Genomic DNA, 16,924 nt, shown 5'->3' on the forward strand with positions numbered 1-16,924 from the left:
TATAGTTGTTGTTTTGGTAGACTCTAACTATATAAAATTGGGTCCTCTTTTTCACGTAAAACGCCCTTTATACTACCGCGCTTCGCTTGCTTGCCCTGTCTTTGGTGTTGAAGTCTTGCGACTTCAAAACCAAAGACAGGGTATATGTTCTCCCACAAACATTTTACTCTAACGCGTCAAAGAGCTTCCTTGTAATGGGAACATCAGACAATCTAAACGGTCTTGTTCTCATTAATGGTGACTATTTTGTTTTACATCAGACATTTTTAACTAGAAAAAGGTCAACCAGGACTGCCCTGATTGACCCAATGAAGTTATTCCATCTGTTTTCCTAAAAATATGGATGCTGTTTCTGAAACCTTCGCTTCGACATCTGTTAACTTTTGACCTTCTGTTGAGAATAATAATACACAGCCAATCGGATCGCCGTTCGCTACTATTGGGCTAAGACAATAAGATTCAAGCTCTGTTTCCTTACCGTCCAGTAATTCAAACGTCCCTTTATCCGTTTTAAGTATTTGGTTACGACCCTCAATAGCTTTTGTTACATCGGAACCAATCATTTTATTTAAATAGTCCTTTTTCGATTCACCAGCAACCGCAATTACATCATCACGATCACATATCAACACTGGTATTTTTAATGAATCAAATAGAGACTCTGCATATTCCTGCGCGAAATGTCCTAGTTCACTAATAGGCGAATATTTCTTTAGAATAACTTCCCCATCCCGATCGACGAATATTTCAAGAGGGTCGCCTTCTCGGATACGTAACGTTCGTCTGATTTCTTTAGGAATAACAACCCTGCCTAAATCATCAATCCTTCGTACAATTCCTGTCGCTTTCATACCATTCTGCCTCACTTTCAAGTAGAAAATACATTTACTAAATATCACCAGTGTTGGTGTTAGTATGAAGCAACATGGGATAATTATACATTATCAATAAATTTAGGTATCACGGTTTACATTCGCTAATTTTTTGATTAGTTCTTCCGCCACTTCATAGCGCTTCCGTTCGGTTTCTCTCGTCCATGTAATAACAATCTTCAATCTGTTATTCTCCGTTCCAAGCTGGACATTACGACCAAAACTGTTGGCCAATTCAAAGAGCTTGGCACCGTCTACCATTTGACTCCGATTTTCTTCCAACAACATTTCCAGTTGCTTTTTCTTCTCGGTGATAAATTCTACCCTCTCTTTGCGGCCATGCAATCGCAGTTTCGATACCGTAAATAGATGTTCCACTTCTTCTGGATAATCACCGAAACGGTCAATGAGTTCGTCCTGTAGTTCGGAAATATCCGCTTCTGATTCGATCGTTTGAAACAGTTTATAAATATCAATCTTCTGCTTGCCGTCCGGGATATAATCTTCTGGGATATAGGCATCGATTTTTAATGAGATCTCCGGATCAAACGGTGTGATATCTTCTATTTCCTTGCCCTGCTTTCGAGCATCGATTGCATCTTTCAACATCTTCGAATAGAGGTCATATCCAACAGAATCAATGAATCCGTGCTGCTGCGAACCAAGCAAGTTACCTGCCCCACGAATGGATAAGTCTCGCATAGCAATTTTAAAACCGGAACCGAGCTCTGTGAATTCTTTGATGGCCTGTAAACGCTTCTCCGCCACTTCACTAAGGATTTTGTCCTTCTTGTAAGTGAAATACGCATAAGCTACCCGATTCGAACGACCGACCCGGCCCCTCAATTGATAGAGCTGGCTTAATCCCATTCGATCCGCGTCGTTTACAATCAACGTGTTCACATTGGGAATGTCTACTCCAGTCTCAATAATCGTCGTACTTACCAAAACATCAAATTCCCCTTCAAGGAAGTTTAAAATTACATTTTCCAATTCTGATTCGCTCATTTGTCCATGTGCAATCCCAACTCGGACACCATCGACGAGCATACCGACATCCCTAGCTACTTTATCGATATTTTCAACTCGGTTATATAGGAAAAATACTTGTCCTCCTCTGGCCATTTCACGTTCAATGGCTTCCCGAACCAAGATGGGATTATATTCCATGACATAAGTTTGGATCGGAAATCGATTTTCTGGTGGCGTCTCAATGACCGATAAATCACGTACACCTAACATGGACATATGCAATGTTCTCGGAATCGGTGTCGCCGTCAGTGTAAGCACATCGACATTGATCTTTATCTGTTTAATTTTCTCTTTATGTTTTACACCAAATCGTTGCTCTTCGTCGACGATAAGTAAACCTAAATCAAAATACTCCACATCTTTAGATAACAAACGATGTGTCCCGACTACAATATCAACTGTTCCTTTTTTAAGTCCTTTTAATGTCTCCGTCTGCTGTTTTCTTGTTCGGAAGCGGCTCAGTAACCCAATGTTGATCGGGTAATCCTGGAATCGCTCTCGAACCGTCTCATAATGCTGTTGAGCCAGTATGGTTGTAGGCACAAGGAAAGCCACTTGTTTTCCATCCATAATGGCTTTGAATGCTGCACGGATAGCAACTTCTGTCTTTCCATATCCAACATCCCCACAAAGCAAGCGATCCATTGGTCGAGCCTTCTCCATATCAGCTTTAATTTCTTCAATACATCGGAGTTGGTCTTCTGTTTCCTGATAAGGGAAGGAAGCTTCAAACTCCCGCTGCATTTCCGTATCTGGAGAAAAAGCATAACCTTTCTTCGCTTCCCGTTCGGCATAGAGCTTAATAAGTTCATCCGCAATATCCTCTACATTCGATTGCACACGGCGTTTTACCTTCGTCCATTCTGTTCCACCAAGTTTATAAAGCTTTGGTTCTTTCCCTTCTGAACCGACAAACTTCTGGACTTGGTCAATTTGATCAATAGGGACAAAGAGCTTATCGTCTCCAGAATATTTAATAAGCATATAATCATTATGCATGCCGTTCATTTCTAATGTTTCAATACCTAAATATTTCCCGACTCCATGGTTCGTATGAACGACGTAATCGCCGATATTCAGCTCTTGATAGCTTTTAATCCGCTCAGCATTGGAAATTTTTTGTGTTTTACGTTTTCGTTTCGTCTGCTTTTTAAATAACTCGTTTTCGGTGATGATGACCAATTTATGCATCGGCAATTCAACTCCGCTCGATAAGTTCCCAACAACAATTGTAGGCTTGGAAACCGGGAGCTGTAATTGTTCAGCCACTACCGCCTCAATTTGATAATCCTCTAAAATGGCATGGACTTTCTCTCTCCGCTGTTCATTAGGCACCAATATGAGTACCGATGAAGCTGATTTTTCCCAACGCTGCAATTCGCTTTTGAATAAATGCATCTGACCGTGAAATTCTTGCATGGCCCGTGATGAGAGATTAATGATATTTTCGGGTTGGGTATTCGGAATATGACGTAGAAAAACAGACATGTAAATACGCTGTTGTTTCATTTTCTCCAGAACAATCTGCCAATCAAAAGAAAAACGGCTGTCTTTAACCATGCGATTGGCCTCTAAGAGACTGCTATACCATTCAGCTTCTTCTGTATCCAAGTTTGTTGCGGTCTCCTGAATTCTGCCCATTTCTTCCAAAACAATCAGACCATCATCTGGTAAGTAATCTAGTAAACTCTTAGGACTTTCATAGAAAAATCCGATATATTTATACATTTCCTGAAAGCGTTCCATATTTTTCAAACGACTAATATCATGTTCAATCGTTTCTACAAGTTCCTCTTTTCCTGACTTTGATGTTTTGTTCTTCAAAGTTTCTGCCAACGCCTTTTCAATCCGCTCTGCTGCAGACAGCAGATCTTCCTGTGTAAGGAGAAGTTCTGTCGCTGGGCCGATATTAATTTCCGTAATTCTTTCTAATGAACGCTGTGTATCCGCATCAAAGAAACGAATAGAATCGATTTCTATATCAAACAACTCAATACGAACAGGGTGCTCTTCTGTAAGTGGATAAATATCAATAATTCCGCCTCTTTGACTGAATTCCCCAGGGGCCGTGACCATTTGTGTACGCTCATAACCCATTTCTACTAAAAAGGAAAAATAGGCGTCTACATCGATTTCTTCTCCCTCTTTAAACTTCAGTTGATATTTCAACCAGTCACTCGGACTTGGAAGTATCCTTTTTAAAGCAGCAATAGGGGCAATCAGAATGCCCGACTTTCCTTTCGACCAGGCAGTAAGCGCCTCAATCCGCTGACTTCTTAACTCAGGACTCGCTGTAGCAATTTCAGATGCTATCAACTCATTTACCGGATAAAGGTGTACCCGGTCTTCCCCGACTAAATCTGTGATGTCATCATAAAGCTGCTCAGCTTGCAATAGTTGATGAGTCACTAACAGTACCGGCCGTTTAGTTGATTCATTAATGGCAGAAACGAGCATGCTTCTAGCAGGACCAGCTAATCCCGCTACAAGCTGCTCCTTCATGCCATTGGATATCCCGTCCAGAATCGTCTGGATATCCTCTTTTTCCTGTAAAAATTGATGTATTTCCCTCATGTATACCACTCTACCTATTTCAAAATAAATGCAAAAAACGCTTTGGTCCAACCACCAAAGCTGTATATCCTAATGTATAAAATAATCGAGTTCATGATAATGCGGATGTTCTTGCAGGGTATCCTCACATGCATCACAAATCGCAAAAATTTTTATATTACCGTCTTCTTGATACTTCAACATTTCTTGTTTTTCCTTTGCTGTAAGTTGATCAATACCGAGTAGGGCGGCATCCAGTACTTGTTCCTCTAGTCTGCCAATCTCTTCCTTACAATGTCTGCATTGATAGATAATCGCCACGTATATCGCCTCCTCAGAGTCTATAAATAAAGTTTATCCGATTCAGCATCGTTTATACGTGAGCGTTCACTTAACTGTTGTAATCATTCATCACTTCAAGGAAACTTTTGCCCTTTATCCATTCTTCACAAGCATCAGCTGCTTTTCCAATACTATCTTGGATTACATCTTGCTCTGATTTCGCAAAATTAGCGAGCACATAATCGACGATAGGCATCGCATTTGTCGGTCTGCCAACTCCAAATCTGACCCGCTTAAACTCTTTTGAACCGAGATGTTCAATGAGGGAGCGCATTCCATTATGTCCTCCATGCCCACCTTTAGCCCGAAGTCTAATCTTCCCAGTCGGCAAATCAAGATCATCATAAATTACAAGAAGATCCTCCGAATCGACACCATAATAGTCCATTAACGGGCGAACAGCATTTCCTGATAAATTCATGAAGGTTTGCGGTTGCAAAAAGATAACCTTCTCCCCATGAACCATTTCCATGGCATAATCTCCGTTGAATTTACTTTTATCCAATTTTAAATCATGACGTGCAAGCAGTTCGTCAATCACCAAAAACCCAATATTATGTCTGGTTTTATGATATTTTCTTCCCGGGTTGCCTAACCCAACTATTAATTTCATGTTATACTTCCTCATTTACTATTTTGTCGGCTCTCCGCGTAACTGAATTTTCTAAATTCTATCGAGTCACGTTTTCGGGATAAAAAAAGACTAAACAAGCCCTCCTAACACAACATCTGATATGTTCTTGATAGGAGGGTTGTTCTCTAGTATATATGCAACTCTTGGTAATTATTCGTTCTCTTTTTCACCATCAACAAGTTCAGGCTCTGCATCTTCATCAACTTCCGCAGGCTCTCCTGAAGAAGGCGCTACAATTGTAACAACTGTAGTATCCGGCTCATCGACATATTCGAATTTATCGGATTTTGGCAGATCTGCAACGGAGATCACATCACCGATTGCCAATTCTGTCACATCGACTTCAATTTCCTCCGGAATATCAGCAGGCTTCACTTTAATTAACAATTCGTACTGTGCAAGCTGTAACACACCACCATCTTTAACGCCTACAGCTTCCCCTTCAACACGGACAGGTACGGAAACTTCCATTTCCTCACTCATATCAACCACATAAAAATCTGCATGGATTAATGAATTTTTAATCGCATCCATTTGATATTCATGAAGCATAACATCTGCCTTCGTGTCATTTTCGATTTCCAGTGTGATGATTGCGTTTCTTCCTTCATCACGTACAGTTTTTAGTAGTTCAACACTATCAACCGCCACCGTTTTCGGCTGTTTATCCTTTCCGTAAACAACTGCTGGGACTTGTCCCTCGTTTCGAAGTTGTTTCGTTACTGATTTACTTAAATCATCTCTCTTAACTGCCTTAAGTTTTACTGCCATCTTCATCATCCTCCAAAAATTTACTATTAACCACACCAACGTATGCTTACTAACCTTTGGTAGCTGAATCTTACACATGTATCTTAAGTCGAGCTAAAAAAACGTTTTGTACTATCTAGTAATCATGGAAAAACAACCATAGATATATACCTTACTGCAAAACCTCCGAAATTTAATCAAACAATATACTTACGGATTGTTCTTCATGAACGCGGACAATCGCCTCTCCAATCAATGGAGCAACGGATAATACACTGATTTTATCCACTCGTTTTTCTTCTGGGAGTGGAATACTATTCGTCACAACCAACTCCTTGATTTGGGATTTTGAAATCCGTTCAATAGCTGGTCCTGATAATACTGGGTGTGTACAACAAGCATACACTTCTGTAGCTCCATTTTCAATTAAAGCGTCTGCTGCGAGCGTAATCGTACCACCAGTATCGATGATATCATCAATTAGAATGGCAGTCTTGCCTTCTACATTCCCGATAATATTCATAATTTCTGCGACATTTGGTTTTGGTCTTCGCTTATCAATGATACCAATAGGTGTTTTTAAACGATCGGCAAGTTTTCTTGCACGTGTTACCCCACCATGATCAGGAGATACAACAATAACATCTTGGAGATTCTTCTCTTCGAAGTAATCAGAGAGGATTGGTACCCCTTGTAGGTGATCGATTGGTACATTGAAGAACCCTTGAATTTGTGGCGCGTGTAGATCAAGTGTAATGACCCTGGTAGCTCCTGCTGTTTCTAGCAAGTCAGCAACCAATTTCGCTGCGATCGGCTCTCTTGAACGTGCTTTTCTATCCTGTCTTGCATAACCGTAATAAGGCATAACAATATTGATTGATTTAGCGGATGCACGCTTCAAAGCGTCAATCATAATTAGTAATTCCATTACGTGGTCATTGACCGGTGCAGAAGTGGATTGCAACACGTATACTTCACTTCCACGTATACTTTCTTCAATATTAATCTGTACCTCACCGTCACTAAACCTTGATACAGTACATTTTCCTAAGGAGATCCCGATATGATCTGCGATTTCTTGTGCCAATTTAGGATTTGAATTAAGTGTAAATAACTTTAGCGATCCGTCCTCATATTTCGATGCCATTAAAATAACCCTCCGTTAATCTTTTTTTCCTTTGTTTCCCTTGAGTCGCTCTGCATAATTCTCTTTATTCGTCTGTCTTGCTCTGGCGATGGATAATGCATTGTCAGGCACATCTTTATTAATGGTAGAACCTGCAGCAACATATGCCCCTTCACCGATGGTAACCGGTGCAATCAAGTTCGAGTTGCAACCTACGAATGCATTGTCTGCTATTTTGGTTAAATGTTTATTCTGTCCATCATAATTAACTGTTATCGTACCACAGCCTACATTTACATTTTTCCCTATTTCTGCGTCACCTATATAGCTTAAATGGGAAACTTTACTTTCATCACCGAGGGTAGCTTTTTTAAGTTCAACAAAGTTGCCGACTTTTGTGTGATTTCCTACTATTGAATCTGGGCGGATATGTGCAAATGGGCCAACTGACGTTTCACTTCCAATTTTACTATCATGTACCACACTCTGTTTGACGACAGTATTTTGACCGATATGCGCGTTAATAAGTTCACTATTCGGTCCAACCACAGCGTCTGATTCAATTGTTGTTTTTCCTTGGATTGTAGTTCCCGGGTGAATCGTCACATCTTGTTCGATAACGACATCCGGACCGATATATGTCTGTTCAGGATCAAGAATGGAAACGCCATTACGCATATGCTTTTCGTTGATCCGTTTCTTCATAATACGTTCTGCTTCTGAAAGCGCAACCCGATCATTTACCCCGAGTGTCTCTTCAAAGTCAGAAGTCAAGTAAGCTGTAACAAGCTTGTTATCATCTTTCATAATTTCAATGACATCCGGTAAATAATATTCACCTTGGACGTTGTCATTAGATACTTTTTGAAGTGCTTCAAACAGATGTGCATTATTAAAACAATATGTACCTGTATTTATTTCATTGACGAGTAGCTCTTCTTCGCTTGCATCTTTATGTTCGACAATCCGCTCTACTTGCTGTTCCGCATTCCGAATAACCCTCCCGTATCCAGCAGGGTCAGGAGTATCAGCTGTTAGAATTGTTGCACTTGCTCCTGATTGTTCATGGTGTTCAACTAATTTACGGAAGGTTTCTCCTGTAATGAGTGGTGTATCCCCACAAGCAACAATAGTTGTCCCTTCGGCATCTTTCAGTAAATCCTTCGCTTGTAGAACGGCATGGGCTGTACCCAATTGTTCTTCTTGAATCACAAATTCCGTTTGTGCTCCAATCTCTTCTTTTACTTTCTCAGCACCAAAGCCGACAACAGTAATCGTTTTATCTAAGTTAACGGCATTCAAATGATCTATAACATGCTGAACCATTGGTTTTCCGACTACAGGGTGCAGCACTTTATAAAGCTTTGATTTCATCCGAGTACCTTGCCCTGCAGCAAGAATGACAGCATAGCGTTTCGTCATAAAGAAACCTCCAATATTCTTCTAATTGTCCACTTTAAAATATATCGTAAACGTATAAGGATTTCAAGGGATTGCGGGAATATGCAGGTGTTTTTTTATGGAAAGGAAAGGAGGACAAAAAAAGAGGCTAACCTATGTAAGATTAGTCCCCCCTGTTTATTTATGGCCGATTTAGGAAGCGCCTGCTTCTTCGAATTCGACTTCACTTTCTCCTGATTGTCGGTACGCCTCAAGTACTGCGTCCTGAATTTTATTTCTCGTATTAGAATTGATTGGATGGGCAATATCTCTAAATTCTCCATCCGGTGTACGTTTGGACGGCATCGCTACAAAAAGCCCATTATTCCCATCAATTACACGGATATCATGGACTACAAATTCCTGGTCCAAAGTAATAGATGCGATCGCTCTCATTCTGCCCTCAGTATTTACGCGGCGCAATCTTACGTCAGTAACTTCCACGATGTTTCACCACCTTTTCCCATTTGAACTCTATTTCTATAGTTCAACAAAAGTCTTAAAATTCCTGCTTTTATTTTAAAAAAGTTTCTTTTTGGTTAAAACAACTTTCAAAAAAGGGAAAAGGCAACTATTTTAGGGGAATTATTATCTATAATTCCCCGGAATGATCTCCATTTTCTTTTCTTCAGGATCAACATGTGAAATTTTAATAAGCGATGTATAGTTGGTAACCTTTCTTTCTTCTTCTTCATCGTCGGCTTCCGCAAATACACCAATCGCTTTTACCTCTGCATCAAACTCAGCAAGCAAATTCATAATACCAGTTATCGTTCCGCCTGCTTTCATGAAATCATCGATGATACAAACCTTAGACCCTTCTTTAAGGCTGCGTTTTGCAAGCACCATCGTTTGAATCTTTCTGGAGGAACCTGAAACATAATTAATACTTACTGAAGAACCTTCAGTCACTTGCGGATCTCTTCTGGCAATGACGACGGGGACATTCAAAAATGAAGCTACTGCATAAGCAAGGGGAATTCCTTTCGTCGCTACGGTGACAACGGCATCAATCTCTAGAGAAGCAAAACTGGAAGCAAAGATACGGCCAATTTCCCGGACTGTCTTCGGGTCGCCTAGCAAATCACTCATATATAAATATCCACCCGGTAAAATACGATCAGGATCCTTCAATATTTCACAAAGGCCTTGAATGAATTTCTCATTTTTTCCCTCTGTGTTTTTAGGAATGAATCGTACTCCCCCACTAGCTCCTGTCGTCCGATGGAGATATCCTATACCTTGCTGTTCAAATACATCATGTATAATATCTAGATCTTCACTGATGGAAGATTTGGTTGTATTACATAAATCCACAAAATAAGGTAATTGGGTATGTGTATGGGGATTTTCTAGAAAATATTGGGTTAACACGATCAAACGGTTACTTCTTTTCATTTCTACACCTCAAAACCCGTATATTTTTATCTAAATATACCATTTTCATACGTATTTAGGCAATAATTATCCTAAAAGACGGACTAAATAAACTTCATCACAAAATCCCCGCATCCCATTATAAATCCGCTTTGCTTTCTGATGTTGCTGGACTAAACCATAAACTGTAGGGCCTGTTCCACTCATCAGTACACCAGGAGCCCCTAAATTCTTCATAGAATCTTTGATTCGTTTCACTTCTGGATGCAATCCCATCGTAATCGATTCTAAAGAGTTTTCGATATGCTTGCATATCCCTGAGAAATCCCTCTTATAAAGCGCTTCAATAAGGGCGTCGTTATCCGGATGGACCAATTCATCCACATTCACATGCTGAAAGATCGTTCGAGTGGAAACACCAATATTTGGTTTTGCCAGAACGACCCAACACGGTGGTGGAGAAGGTAATTTTTCAATGATCTCTCCGTATCCTTTAGCAATTGCCGTCTCCCCGTAAAGACTAAAAGTGGCATCTGAACCACATTTCGCTGCAACAGGAGCAAGCTCAGAAAGCTCCAAGTCTAGATTCCATAAGCGGTTAAGACCACGCACGACAGCCGCAGCATTCGTACTTCCTCCCCCTAAACCTGCAGAGACTGGAATGTGTTTATCAATTTTAATGTGAACGCCTTTTTTAATACCAAATTTATCTTTAAATACTTTCGCTGCTTTATATGCCAAATTCCGTTCATCGTTTGGTACGTAACGGCTTTCTAATGAGATTTCTATCCGATCGTCATCAAGAGAGGTGAATTCCAGGCGATCTGCTAAATCAATTGTTGTCATAACCATTTCCACATCATGATATTCATCCGTTTCCCGTTTACGCAATACATCAAGGGATAGGTTTATTTTTGCTGGTGCTTTCTCTATGATTGTCATGATCTTCACCTGCTTCAATAAAAAGTTAAACAAATTGTACCATAATCGATAAATAGTGGCGACTTCTATGGTAATCACCCAATAGCTAGTATATCTATAAAGAAAAAAAGACAAACCACCTATGGTTTGTCTTTTCCGATACTTTCCTCCGCCATTTGAATGGCTCGCTTCACCATATTACCGGCGTCTCTGGCCTTAATCCCGCCCCAGCCTTCTTGTTTCACCGTGTCGTAAAATCCTAACTCTTTGGCAATTTCTTCTTTCAACTGGTCTGACATAACTCCTCTACGCCTTCCCATGAAAAAACAGCTCCTTTTTGTTATGGCATTTACGACACCCTTAGTTTAACCGATTGTGCATCAGCAACTCCCGGAAGCTTACGGGAACAAAGGGAAAGTTTAGCACAAAAGCGAAAGCGCCTGTTTTAACCGATAAGTTTTATATCTAGGCACGATATTTATGTGAATAACAAATAGAAACACCAAAAAATAAAGCAGTAGGTATTCTACTGCCTTCATGTATATTTCTCTATTTCTGATCTAAAAATTTAAGTTCAACAGTCTCTGTAAGTACGTCTGCATAGCTATAAGAAACACGTTCGAATGCATTTTCGTCTTGATCGAGCTCAACGATGAACACAGAAGGATAAGTTTCCGCCAAAACACCGGATCTAACAATTGTTTTCTTTCTGCCGCCGTTTGCTTTCAATTTCAAACGCCTTCCAATTCGGCAATCAAGACCTTGCTTAATTTCGTTCAATGTTTTCGCCAATAGACTCCACCTCACTGTAATTTATTATAACACAGGCTTGTTCGGTAGTCAAATGAAACTAAATATTATAACAGCATACCAATTTACCTGTCAACAATAATATTTTGGCTATTACACGTATTATTTCTAGTTGTTAACTTTTTATGTATGATTTGACAATATTTATTCTGTATCCTACTTTCATACTATAGTATGGACTAAATATATAAATACTATGTAACGGGACAAGGCTTACCCAGTCCCTAAATCGTCAAAATTCCTTGATATTTTCATCATCAGGTTGATCTGTATGCTTTTCTGCCTCTTCAATGAACGGTAGTCCTGTCCGCAAAAGACCGCGGGTCTCAATTCCTCCCATGCCCTTCTCACCTGTTAGTGTATTCCGGACGGCATCGGAGACATTAACACTCTCCATAAACGGTGTATAAGCTATTTTTGCAGCAATATAAACTGGATCTAGAGCGTGGATATTAATCCGATAAGGAGAGCTGGCAAAGTTAGCCCCAGCTCGAATCATTGACTCAAAATGAGATTGACAAGCACCAGCAAAAATGACTAATTGATCTAGATGTGGATTGACCCTTCTTGCTTCTCGGACCGTTTCCACAAAGTATTTGGAATTACGATAAGCACGTAAATCTTTCTTTTCCCCTTTGTTTTTAGAATAGGAGTCATGACCTGTAATGACAATGATATCAGGTTGGATTCTTTCAATAAGCGGACCAACGGCCTGTGGCATTTCTTTTTCCGACAAATGCACTCCATGGACATGTAAGCCTATGCGCTGATATAGGCTGATACATTTTCTTAAATATATTAGGTCACCATCTAAATGCAACACCTTCGCAGGCAGTTGAAAATAAGATAAATTCCGTTTGTATCCACCACTGATCTGGTGCGTCTTTTTCTCTCGCATCAACTGATAATCTTGACGGAACAACCGATATGAAAACTCTTCTTTTTCCTTTGACTTCTTTTGTATTTTTTCCAAGTCTGTTCGAACTGCAATGGTTAAATCATCGAGCGGAGCATCCGCTTCAAGACGTAATTCGACTCCAAGGAGCTGTACAATCTGTTTATCTACATTTGAGACTCGAAATACAATATCATGGTTATATGACTTCCTTGTAACGATATCTCCAATTTTTATATCCATCTACACACCTCAATCGCCCAGGATTACTTCTATAGGCTATGTCAAAAGGATTGAATTTGTGCTTATACCCAAAATATATCTAACCTGCCTCACCATATCGGTTGGTTCTGAACCAATTTCCCAGTCTTTTTAAAAGCGGTGACTCCGTAATGTATGAAAATAATTGAACGGAACACACTATGGCTAGTGCTTGTTGGCATGAATATACTTAGGAGGTTTAATATGGGGATATTTAGTGGGAATCCAAAAGAACAACCGCTGCATTATGGTGAGGTATTTGGAATATGGTCGTATTTAATGACAGCTAAAGGTACAGTCGCCGCCAATCAAACGCAATATAATCACGCAGGAGATGAAGATCTTAAGAAGATGTTAGAGGAAGCCATTCGTTGCAGCCAGGAGGAAATTAAGCAGATTGAAGCTCTTTTAAAGGTAAACGGCGTAGGACTGCCTCCAACGCCTCCAGAAAGGCCACACGCCCACGCAGAGGATATTCCTGTTGGAGCAAGATTTGCAGATCAGGAAATGGCAACAATGCTCGGAGCACAGAATTCAGCTGGTTTAGTGGCGTGCAGCACCATCATGGGAGAATCTATTCGTGAAGATATTGCTATGATGTTCGGTCAATTCCACATGCAAAAAGCATCCTTTGGCGGTAAACTCTTACGTATGATGAAGGAGAAAGGTTGGATTGTACCACCACCACTTCATAATTATCGGTTAGAAGATCATTAACATATGTTAAATCGAAAAACGGCAGTACGCTAAAAGCGTACTGCCGTTTTTCGTTTATCCATTTATTTCCTCATATAGCCCGTCCGCTAACCTTGCAAACTCCTCGATCGTTAGAGATTCGCCTCTGCGACCACCGTCAATCTCCACACGGTCCAACACTTTTTGCAATGTTTCCTTATCCATCTCTTGCAAATGATTTGCTAAATTATTTCTTAACGTCTTCCTTCTCTGTGCGAAACTCGCTTTCATCACACCAAAAAAGAAATCCTCATCTTTCACAAGAACAGCCGGTTCATCCCGTAATTCAAGTTTAAGTATGCTGGATTCAACGTTCGGCTGCGGATTAAATACCGTCTTAGGCACATTCATCACAACTTTGGCATTCGTATAGTATTGAATGGCAATGGTTAATGAACCATAACTTTTTGTATTCGGTTTAGCAGCCATACGTTCAGCTACTTCTTTTTGGATCATAACCGTAATACTCTCCAGCGGCAACCGATCGCGAAGCAGTTTCATCAAGATTGGGGTAGTAATGTAGTAAGGCAAATTAGCCACGATATGAATCGGCTGATTTTCTTCAAATTGTTCTTTGATCACTTGGTGCACATCAGCTTTTAATATATCTTGATGGAGTACTTCAATATTGGAATAATTCTTCAACGTATCCTGTAATATCGGGAGCAAGCGCTGGTCTATTTCGAAAGCAACAACCTTATCTGCATGGATAGCCAATTGTTCAGTCAAAGCACCTATTCCTGGTCCAATTTCAATGACACCAGCAGACTTATCTACACCTGCATGCTTTAATATATTCTCTAAAATATTTGGATCAATAATAAAATTTTGCCCAAGACTCTTTTTAAATGCAAAACTATATTTTTTTAAGATTTCTTTCGTCCTGGATGGGGTTGCGATAAATTTAGTTGACATCTTCATCCTCCTGTTGGATGGCTTGCACCGCCGCTTCAAACTCTTCTTTCGTTATCTGAAACTGATTCAGTCGTTTCAGTAGTTGTTTACCATTAGTATGTCCGATTTGTAAATATTCACCAAGCCTACGTCTTCGTTCATGAGCCTCATTCACACCAATTAAACGATATTTGATCAAGTCACTTTTTGTAATATCACCTTGTTGCTGTTCCGTCAGTTCATATACCTGACTGAGAGCTTGACGAATCCCTTCTGGACTAGCATGTTCGATACCTAAGCTATTGTTATGGGGATTCTTTGCTCTAGCCTCATTTTGGGTAAGGAAAGCATGTTTGCAACCAGGAACCGCTTGATCTACGATATGCCGGATACGTTCACCAGGATAATCAGGGTCTGTAAAAATAATTACTCCCCGCTTTTCTTTAGCATGACGTATCCGATTGATAATTTCCTTATTGATTGCAGATCCATTTGTTTCAATTGTATCTGCTTCAATCGCCTGATTAATTTTTGCCGTGTCGTCTTTTCCTTCAACGACGATGATTTCTTTAATCTTCAAGTTCTTTCCTCCTACCACAAAAGCGTAAGCACCCTCGCAGGCTAAATTCGCGACATATGCTCAGCACCTGCGGCTATTCCACGAACAGCTTTAAAGAGTAGTAATAATATTTTCCCGCACTGCACAAAAATAAAAGCTCTTCCCCTGATTTTAACACGAGAAGAGCATATTGCCTAAGTATTCTATTAGTCAAGAATTTTAATCGTTACTGTACGGACTCCCCAATCATTCGCTGCATCTTTATTTGGAACATGTACATCAATGCGATTACCACGTATTGCTCCGCCAGTGTCTCCAGCTACCGCTTCACCATAGCCTTCCACCCACACTCTAGTCCCAAGTGGAATGACAGTGGAATCTACTGCAATCACTTTTTGATTTGGGTTTGATTTCAAATCAATTCCCGTTGATGTTACTCCAGAACACCCATTACAATCGGCGGTGAAAGCACTTGCTGTAACAGTCATCGACTTACCACCACTAGATTCTGAGGATTTGCTTGATAATGTAACAAGCTTTCCACCAGAGTTTGTCGATGCTGTTTGCTGCATAGGTTCCTTCGTACCAACTGCAACAACACGGTTTTTACTTTCCTTTATGATTTCTTCCTCAATCAGCTCACGGGAGACTTCTTCACCATTTTCCTTTGTGATTTTATACCTTCTGACCACTTCACCATTCTCTCCCTGAGTGATCACTTGTTCTTTCCCTTTCAGAAGGGTATCATCTTCTTGTTTTTCTGTCTTAAATTCAATATCTTCGGAGATTTCTTTCATTTCAGATGTAACACGGACAATATTAACCTCTGTATCCTTTGTTACTGCTTTATCTAATGCTGGTTTGATTCGATCTTCTCCATTCAACTCAATGCCATTAGCTTGCAGGAGCTCATCCACGGTTCCACCAGTTGTATATACCTCAAGCTCTTTCCCACCATCATTTACTGCAACGTTGAACGCCTGCTTTACAATAATCTCCAAGCCATCAAATAACGCTTCGGCAGTGGAATGGGAAATTTCGTCATGCTCAGAAAAAGATAAATCATTCTCCTCGAAGAAACTCTGTACTGTTTCTTCTGTTGTATAGTAAGTTTCAGGGTTTCCATCGATGTCAACGGTAACCTGCTTTGCTGTCTTATAATCGATTGTCATTCCATCTTCAATTGGTGTTTCTTGATCATGAGATAACTCATCATAGGCACCAACTGCAATTCCCATTTCTGAAAATAGTTCTCCCACCGTCTTCTTGTGGGTATTTACGATTTGTTCTTCTCCGTTGTCTATGATAGTAACTTCTGCTTTAGAAGCTTCGACTACTATCAAACTCGTAAATAATACGAGAGCTAAGACACCAAATCCAGAAAGAACCATTTTCGTTCTGGATCCTAGCATTAGCTTATGAATTAATTTCATGCTCCTGCCTCCTTGTTCGAATCGATTATAGTAATTGATTGTATGTGAAGTCAAAGCCATTCCGTTTACAATCAAGTTACATTTCTATTACACTTCGATTCGATTTATATTTCAAAGCTACCAAACCCTTGAACCACAAGGGTTTGAAGTTTTGCGTAATATTCTATCAATTATCGATTAGGCTTAATATAAAGCTTCAAGGAGTTTAGGTTTTTCTGCTAATAAGACAATTATTACTTATATATTGCAATATTATAGGGAATTCGACATAGTTATCCCAAATGGTTTTC

Annotated in this window: 17 protein-coding genes; 1 reads left to right on the top strand and 16 read right to left on the bottom strand. The window is 40.0% G+C overall.

Features of this window, described 5'->3' with window-relative positions:
* Positions 1 to 314: 314 nt before the first annotated feature.
* From spoVT to yabG, 13 genes are all read right to left on the bottom strand, one after another.
* Positions 315 to 851, bottom strand: coding sequence for a stage V sporulation protein T (gene spoVT / locus M3210_RS07150; protein WP_251512785.1), 537 nt, complete (start codon positions 849 to 851; stop codon positions 315 to 317).
* A gap of 102 nt (positions 852 to 953) precedes the next feature.
* Entirely contained in the window at positions 954 to 4,478 is a 3,525-nt protein-coding gene (gene mfd / locus M3210_RS07155; RefSeq protein WP_251512788.1) for a transcription-repair coupling factor, read from the bottom strand.
* A 69-nt stretch (positions 4,479 to 4,547) separates the two neighbouring features.
* A complete protein-coding gene (fin, locus tag M3210_RS07160; RefSeq protein WP_251512790.1) occupies positions 4,548 to 4,778 on the bottom strand; it encodes an anti-sigma-F factor Fin in 231 nt (76 codons plus the stop codon).
* Between the two features lie 70 nt (positions 4,779 to 4,848).
* A complete protein-coding gene (pth, locus tag M3210_RS07165; protein WP_251512792.1) occupies positions 4,849 to 5,412 on the bottom strand; it encodes an aminoacyl-tRNA hydrolase in 564 nt (187 codons plus the stop codon).
* A gap of 171 nt (positions 5,413 to 5,583) precedes the next feature.
* Positions 5,584 to 6,204: a 50S ribosomal protein L25/general stress protein Ctc gene (locus tag M3210_RS07170; protein ID WP_251512795.1), complete on the bottom strand. Its 621-nt coding sequence runs from the start codon at positions 6,202 to 6,204 to the stop codon at positions 5,584 to 5,586.
* Between the two features lie 172 nt (positions 6,205 to 6,376).
* Complete coding sequence (locus M3210_RS07175; RefSeq protein ID WP_251512797.1) at positions 6,377 to 7,330, bottom strand: ribose-phosphate diphosphokinase; 954 nt, start codon at positions 7,328 to 7,330, stop codon at positions 6,377 to 6,379.
* Between the two features lie 15 nt (positions 7,331 to 7,345).
* Entirely contained in the window at positions 7,346 to 8,731 is a 1,386-nt protein-coding gene (gene glmU, locus M3210_RS07180) for a bifunctional UDP-N-acetylglucosamine diphosphorylase/glucosamine-1-phosphate N-acetyltransferase GlmU (protein WP_251512800.1), read from the bottom strand.
* A gap of 171 nt (positions 8,732 to 8,902) precedes the next feature.
* Positions 8,903 to 9,193, bottom strand: a complete 291-nt coding sequence (spoVG, locus tag M3210_RS07185) for a septation regulator SpoVG (RefSeq protein WP_251512802.1) — start codon at positions 9,191 to 9,193, stop codon at positions 8,903 to 8,905.
* Positions 9,194 to 9,337: 144 nt separating this feature from the next.
* Positions 9,338 to 10,147, bottom strand: coding sequence for a pur operon repressor (gene purR / locus M3210_RS07190; protein WP_251512804.1), 810 nt, complete (start codon positions 10,145 to 10,147; stop codon positions 9,338 to 9,340).
* A 66-nt stretch (positions 10,148 to 10,213) separates the two neighbouring features.
* Positions 10,214 to 11,068: a 4-(cytidine 5'-diphospho)-2-C-methyl-D-erythritol kinase gene (gene ispE / locus M3210_RS07195; protein ID WP_251512806.1), complete on the bottom strand. Its 855-nt coding sequence runs from the start codon at positions 11,066 to 11,068 to the stop codon at positions 10,214 to 10,216.
* A gap of 119 nt (positions 11,069 to 11,187) precedes the next feature.
* Positions 11,188 to 11,367 (bottom strand): small, acid-soluble spore protein, alpha/beta type, encoded by a 180-nt coding sequence (locus M3210_RS07200; protein ID WP_251512808.1) that lies wholly within the window; start codon positions 11,365 to 11,367, stop codon positions 11,188 to 11,190.
* Between the two features lie 229 nt (positions 11,368 to 11,596).
* Complete coding sequence (gene veg, locus M3210_RS07205; RefSeq protein WP_251512810.1) at positions 11,597 to 11,839, bottom strand: biofilm formation stimulator Veg; 243 nt, start codon at positions 11,837 to 11,839, stop codon at positions 11,597 to 11,599.
* 250 nt (positions 11,840 to 12,089) lie between these two features.
* Positions 12,090 to 12,995, bottom strand: a complete 906-nt coding sequence (gene yabG, locus M3210_RS07210) for a sporulation peptidase YabG (protein WP_251512812.1) — start codon at positions 12,993 to 12,995, stop codon at positions 12,090 to 12,092.
* A 222-nt stretch (positions 12,996 to 13,217) separates the two neighbouring features.
* Between yabG and M3210_RS07215 the strand changes: the two genes are divergently transcribed.
* Positions 13,218 to 13,730 (top strand): DUF3231 family protein, encoded by a 513-nt coding sequence (locus tag M3210_RS07215; protein WP_251512814.1) that lies wholly within the window; start codon positions 13,218 to 13,220, stop codon positions 13,728 to 13,730.
* Positions 13,731 to 13,784: 54 nt separating this feature from the next.
* Here M3210_RS07215 and rsmA read toward each other — a convergent pair whose 3' ends face one another.
* From rsmA to M3210_RS07230, 3 genes are all read right to left on the bottom strand, one after another.
* Positions 13,785 to 14,663, bottom strand: a complete 879-nt coding sequence (gene rsmA, locus M3210_RS07220; protein ID WP_251512816.1) for a 16S rRNA (adenine(1518)-N(6)/adenine(1519)-N(6))-dimethyltransferase RsmA — start codon at positions 14,661 to 14,663, stop codon at positions 13,785 to 13,787.
* The gene (gene rnmV, locus M3210_RS07225) at positions 14,653 to 15,222 is read right to left on the bottom strand and encodes a ribonuclease M5 (RefSeq protein WP_251512818.1); all 570 of its coding nucleotides are present in this window, start codon (positions 15,220 to 15,222) and stop codon (positions 14,653 to 14,655) included. Before rnmV ends, rsmA begins: the two co-directional genes overlap by 11 nt.
* Positions 15,223 to 15,407: 185 nt before the next feature.
* Entirely contained in the window at positions 15,408 to 16,634 is a 1,227-nt protein-coding gene (locus M3210_RS07230) for a resuscitation-promoting factor (RefSeq protein WP_251512820.1), read from the bottom strand.
* Between the last annotated feature and the right edge of the window lie 290 nt (positions 16,635 to 16,924).

This window comes from Oceanobacillus luteolus (assembly GCF_023715655.1).
GTDB lineage: Bacteria > Bacillota > Bacilli > Bacillales > Amphibacillaceae > Oceanobacillus > Oceanobacillus luteolus.

What these genes read in the sequence shown, in the direction of transcription:
- M3210_RS07200 (WP_251512808.1), bottom strand. Translation starts at nt 11,367, where the DNA reads ATGGGAAGGCGTAGAGGAGTTATGTCAGACCAGTTGAAAGAAGAAATT.
- rsmA (WP_251512816.1), bottom strand. Translation starts at nt 14,663, where the DNA reads ATGTCAACTAAATTTATCGCAACCCCATCCAGGACGAAAGAAATCTTA.
- spoVT (WP_251512785.1), bottom strand. Translation starts at nt 851, where the DNA reads ATGAAAGCGACAGGAATTGTACGAAGGATTGATGATTTAGGCAGGGTT.
- pth (WP_251512792.1), bottom strand. Translation starts at nt 5,412, where the DNA reads ATGAAATTAATAGTTGGGTTAGGCAACCCGGGAAGAAAATATCATAAA.
- M3210_RS07215 (WP_251512814.1), top strand. Translation starts at nt 13,218, where the DNA reads ATGGGGATATTTAGTGGGAATCCAAAAGAACAACCGCTGCATTATGGT.
- M3210_RS07170 (WP_251512795.1), bottom strand. Translation starts at nt 6,204, where the DNA reads ATGGCAGTAAAACTTAAGGCAGTTAAGAGAGATGATTTAAGTAAATCA.
- glmU (WP_251512800.1), bottom strand. Translation starts at nt 8,731, where the DNA reads ATGACGAAACGCTATGCTGTCATTCTTGCTGCAGGGCAAGGTACTCGG.
- M3210_RS07175 (WP_251512797.1), bottom strand. Translation starts at nt 7,330, where the DNA reads ATGGCATCGAAATATGAGGACGGATCGCTAAAGTTATTTACACTTAAT.
- yabG (WP_251512812.1), bottom strand. Translation starts at nt 12,995, where the DNA reads ATGGATATAAAAATTGGAGATATCGTTACAAGGAAGTCATATAACCAT.
- purR (WP_251512804.1), bottom strand. Translation starts at nt 10,147, where the DNA reads ATGAAAAGAAGTAACCGTTTGATCGTGTTAACCCAATATTTTCTAGAA.
- ispE (WP_251512806.1), bottom strand. Translation starts at nt 11,068, where the DNA reads ATGACAATCATAGAGAAAGCACCAGCAAAAATAAACCTATCCCTTGAT.
- M3210_RS07230 (WP_251512820.1), bottom strand. Translation starts at nt 16,634, where the DNA reads ATGAAATTAATTCATAAGCTAATGCTAGGATCCAGAACGAAAATGGTT.
- mfd (WP_251512788.1), bottom strand. Translation starts at nt 4,478, where the DNA reads ATGAGGGAAATACATCAATTTTTACAGGAAAAAGAGGATATCCAGACG.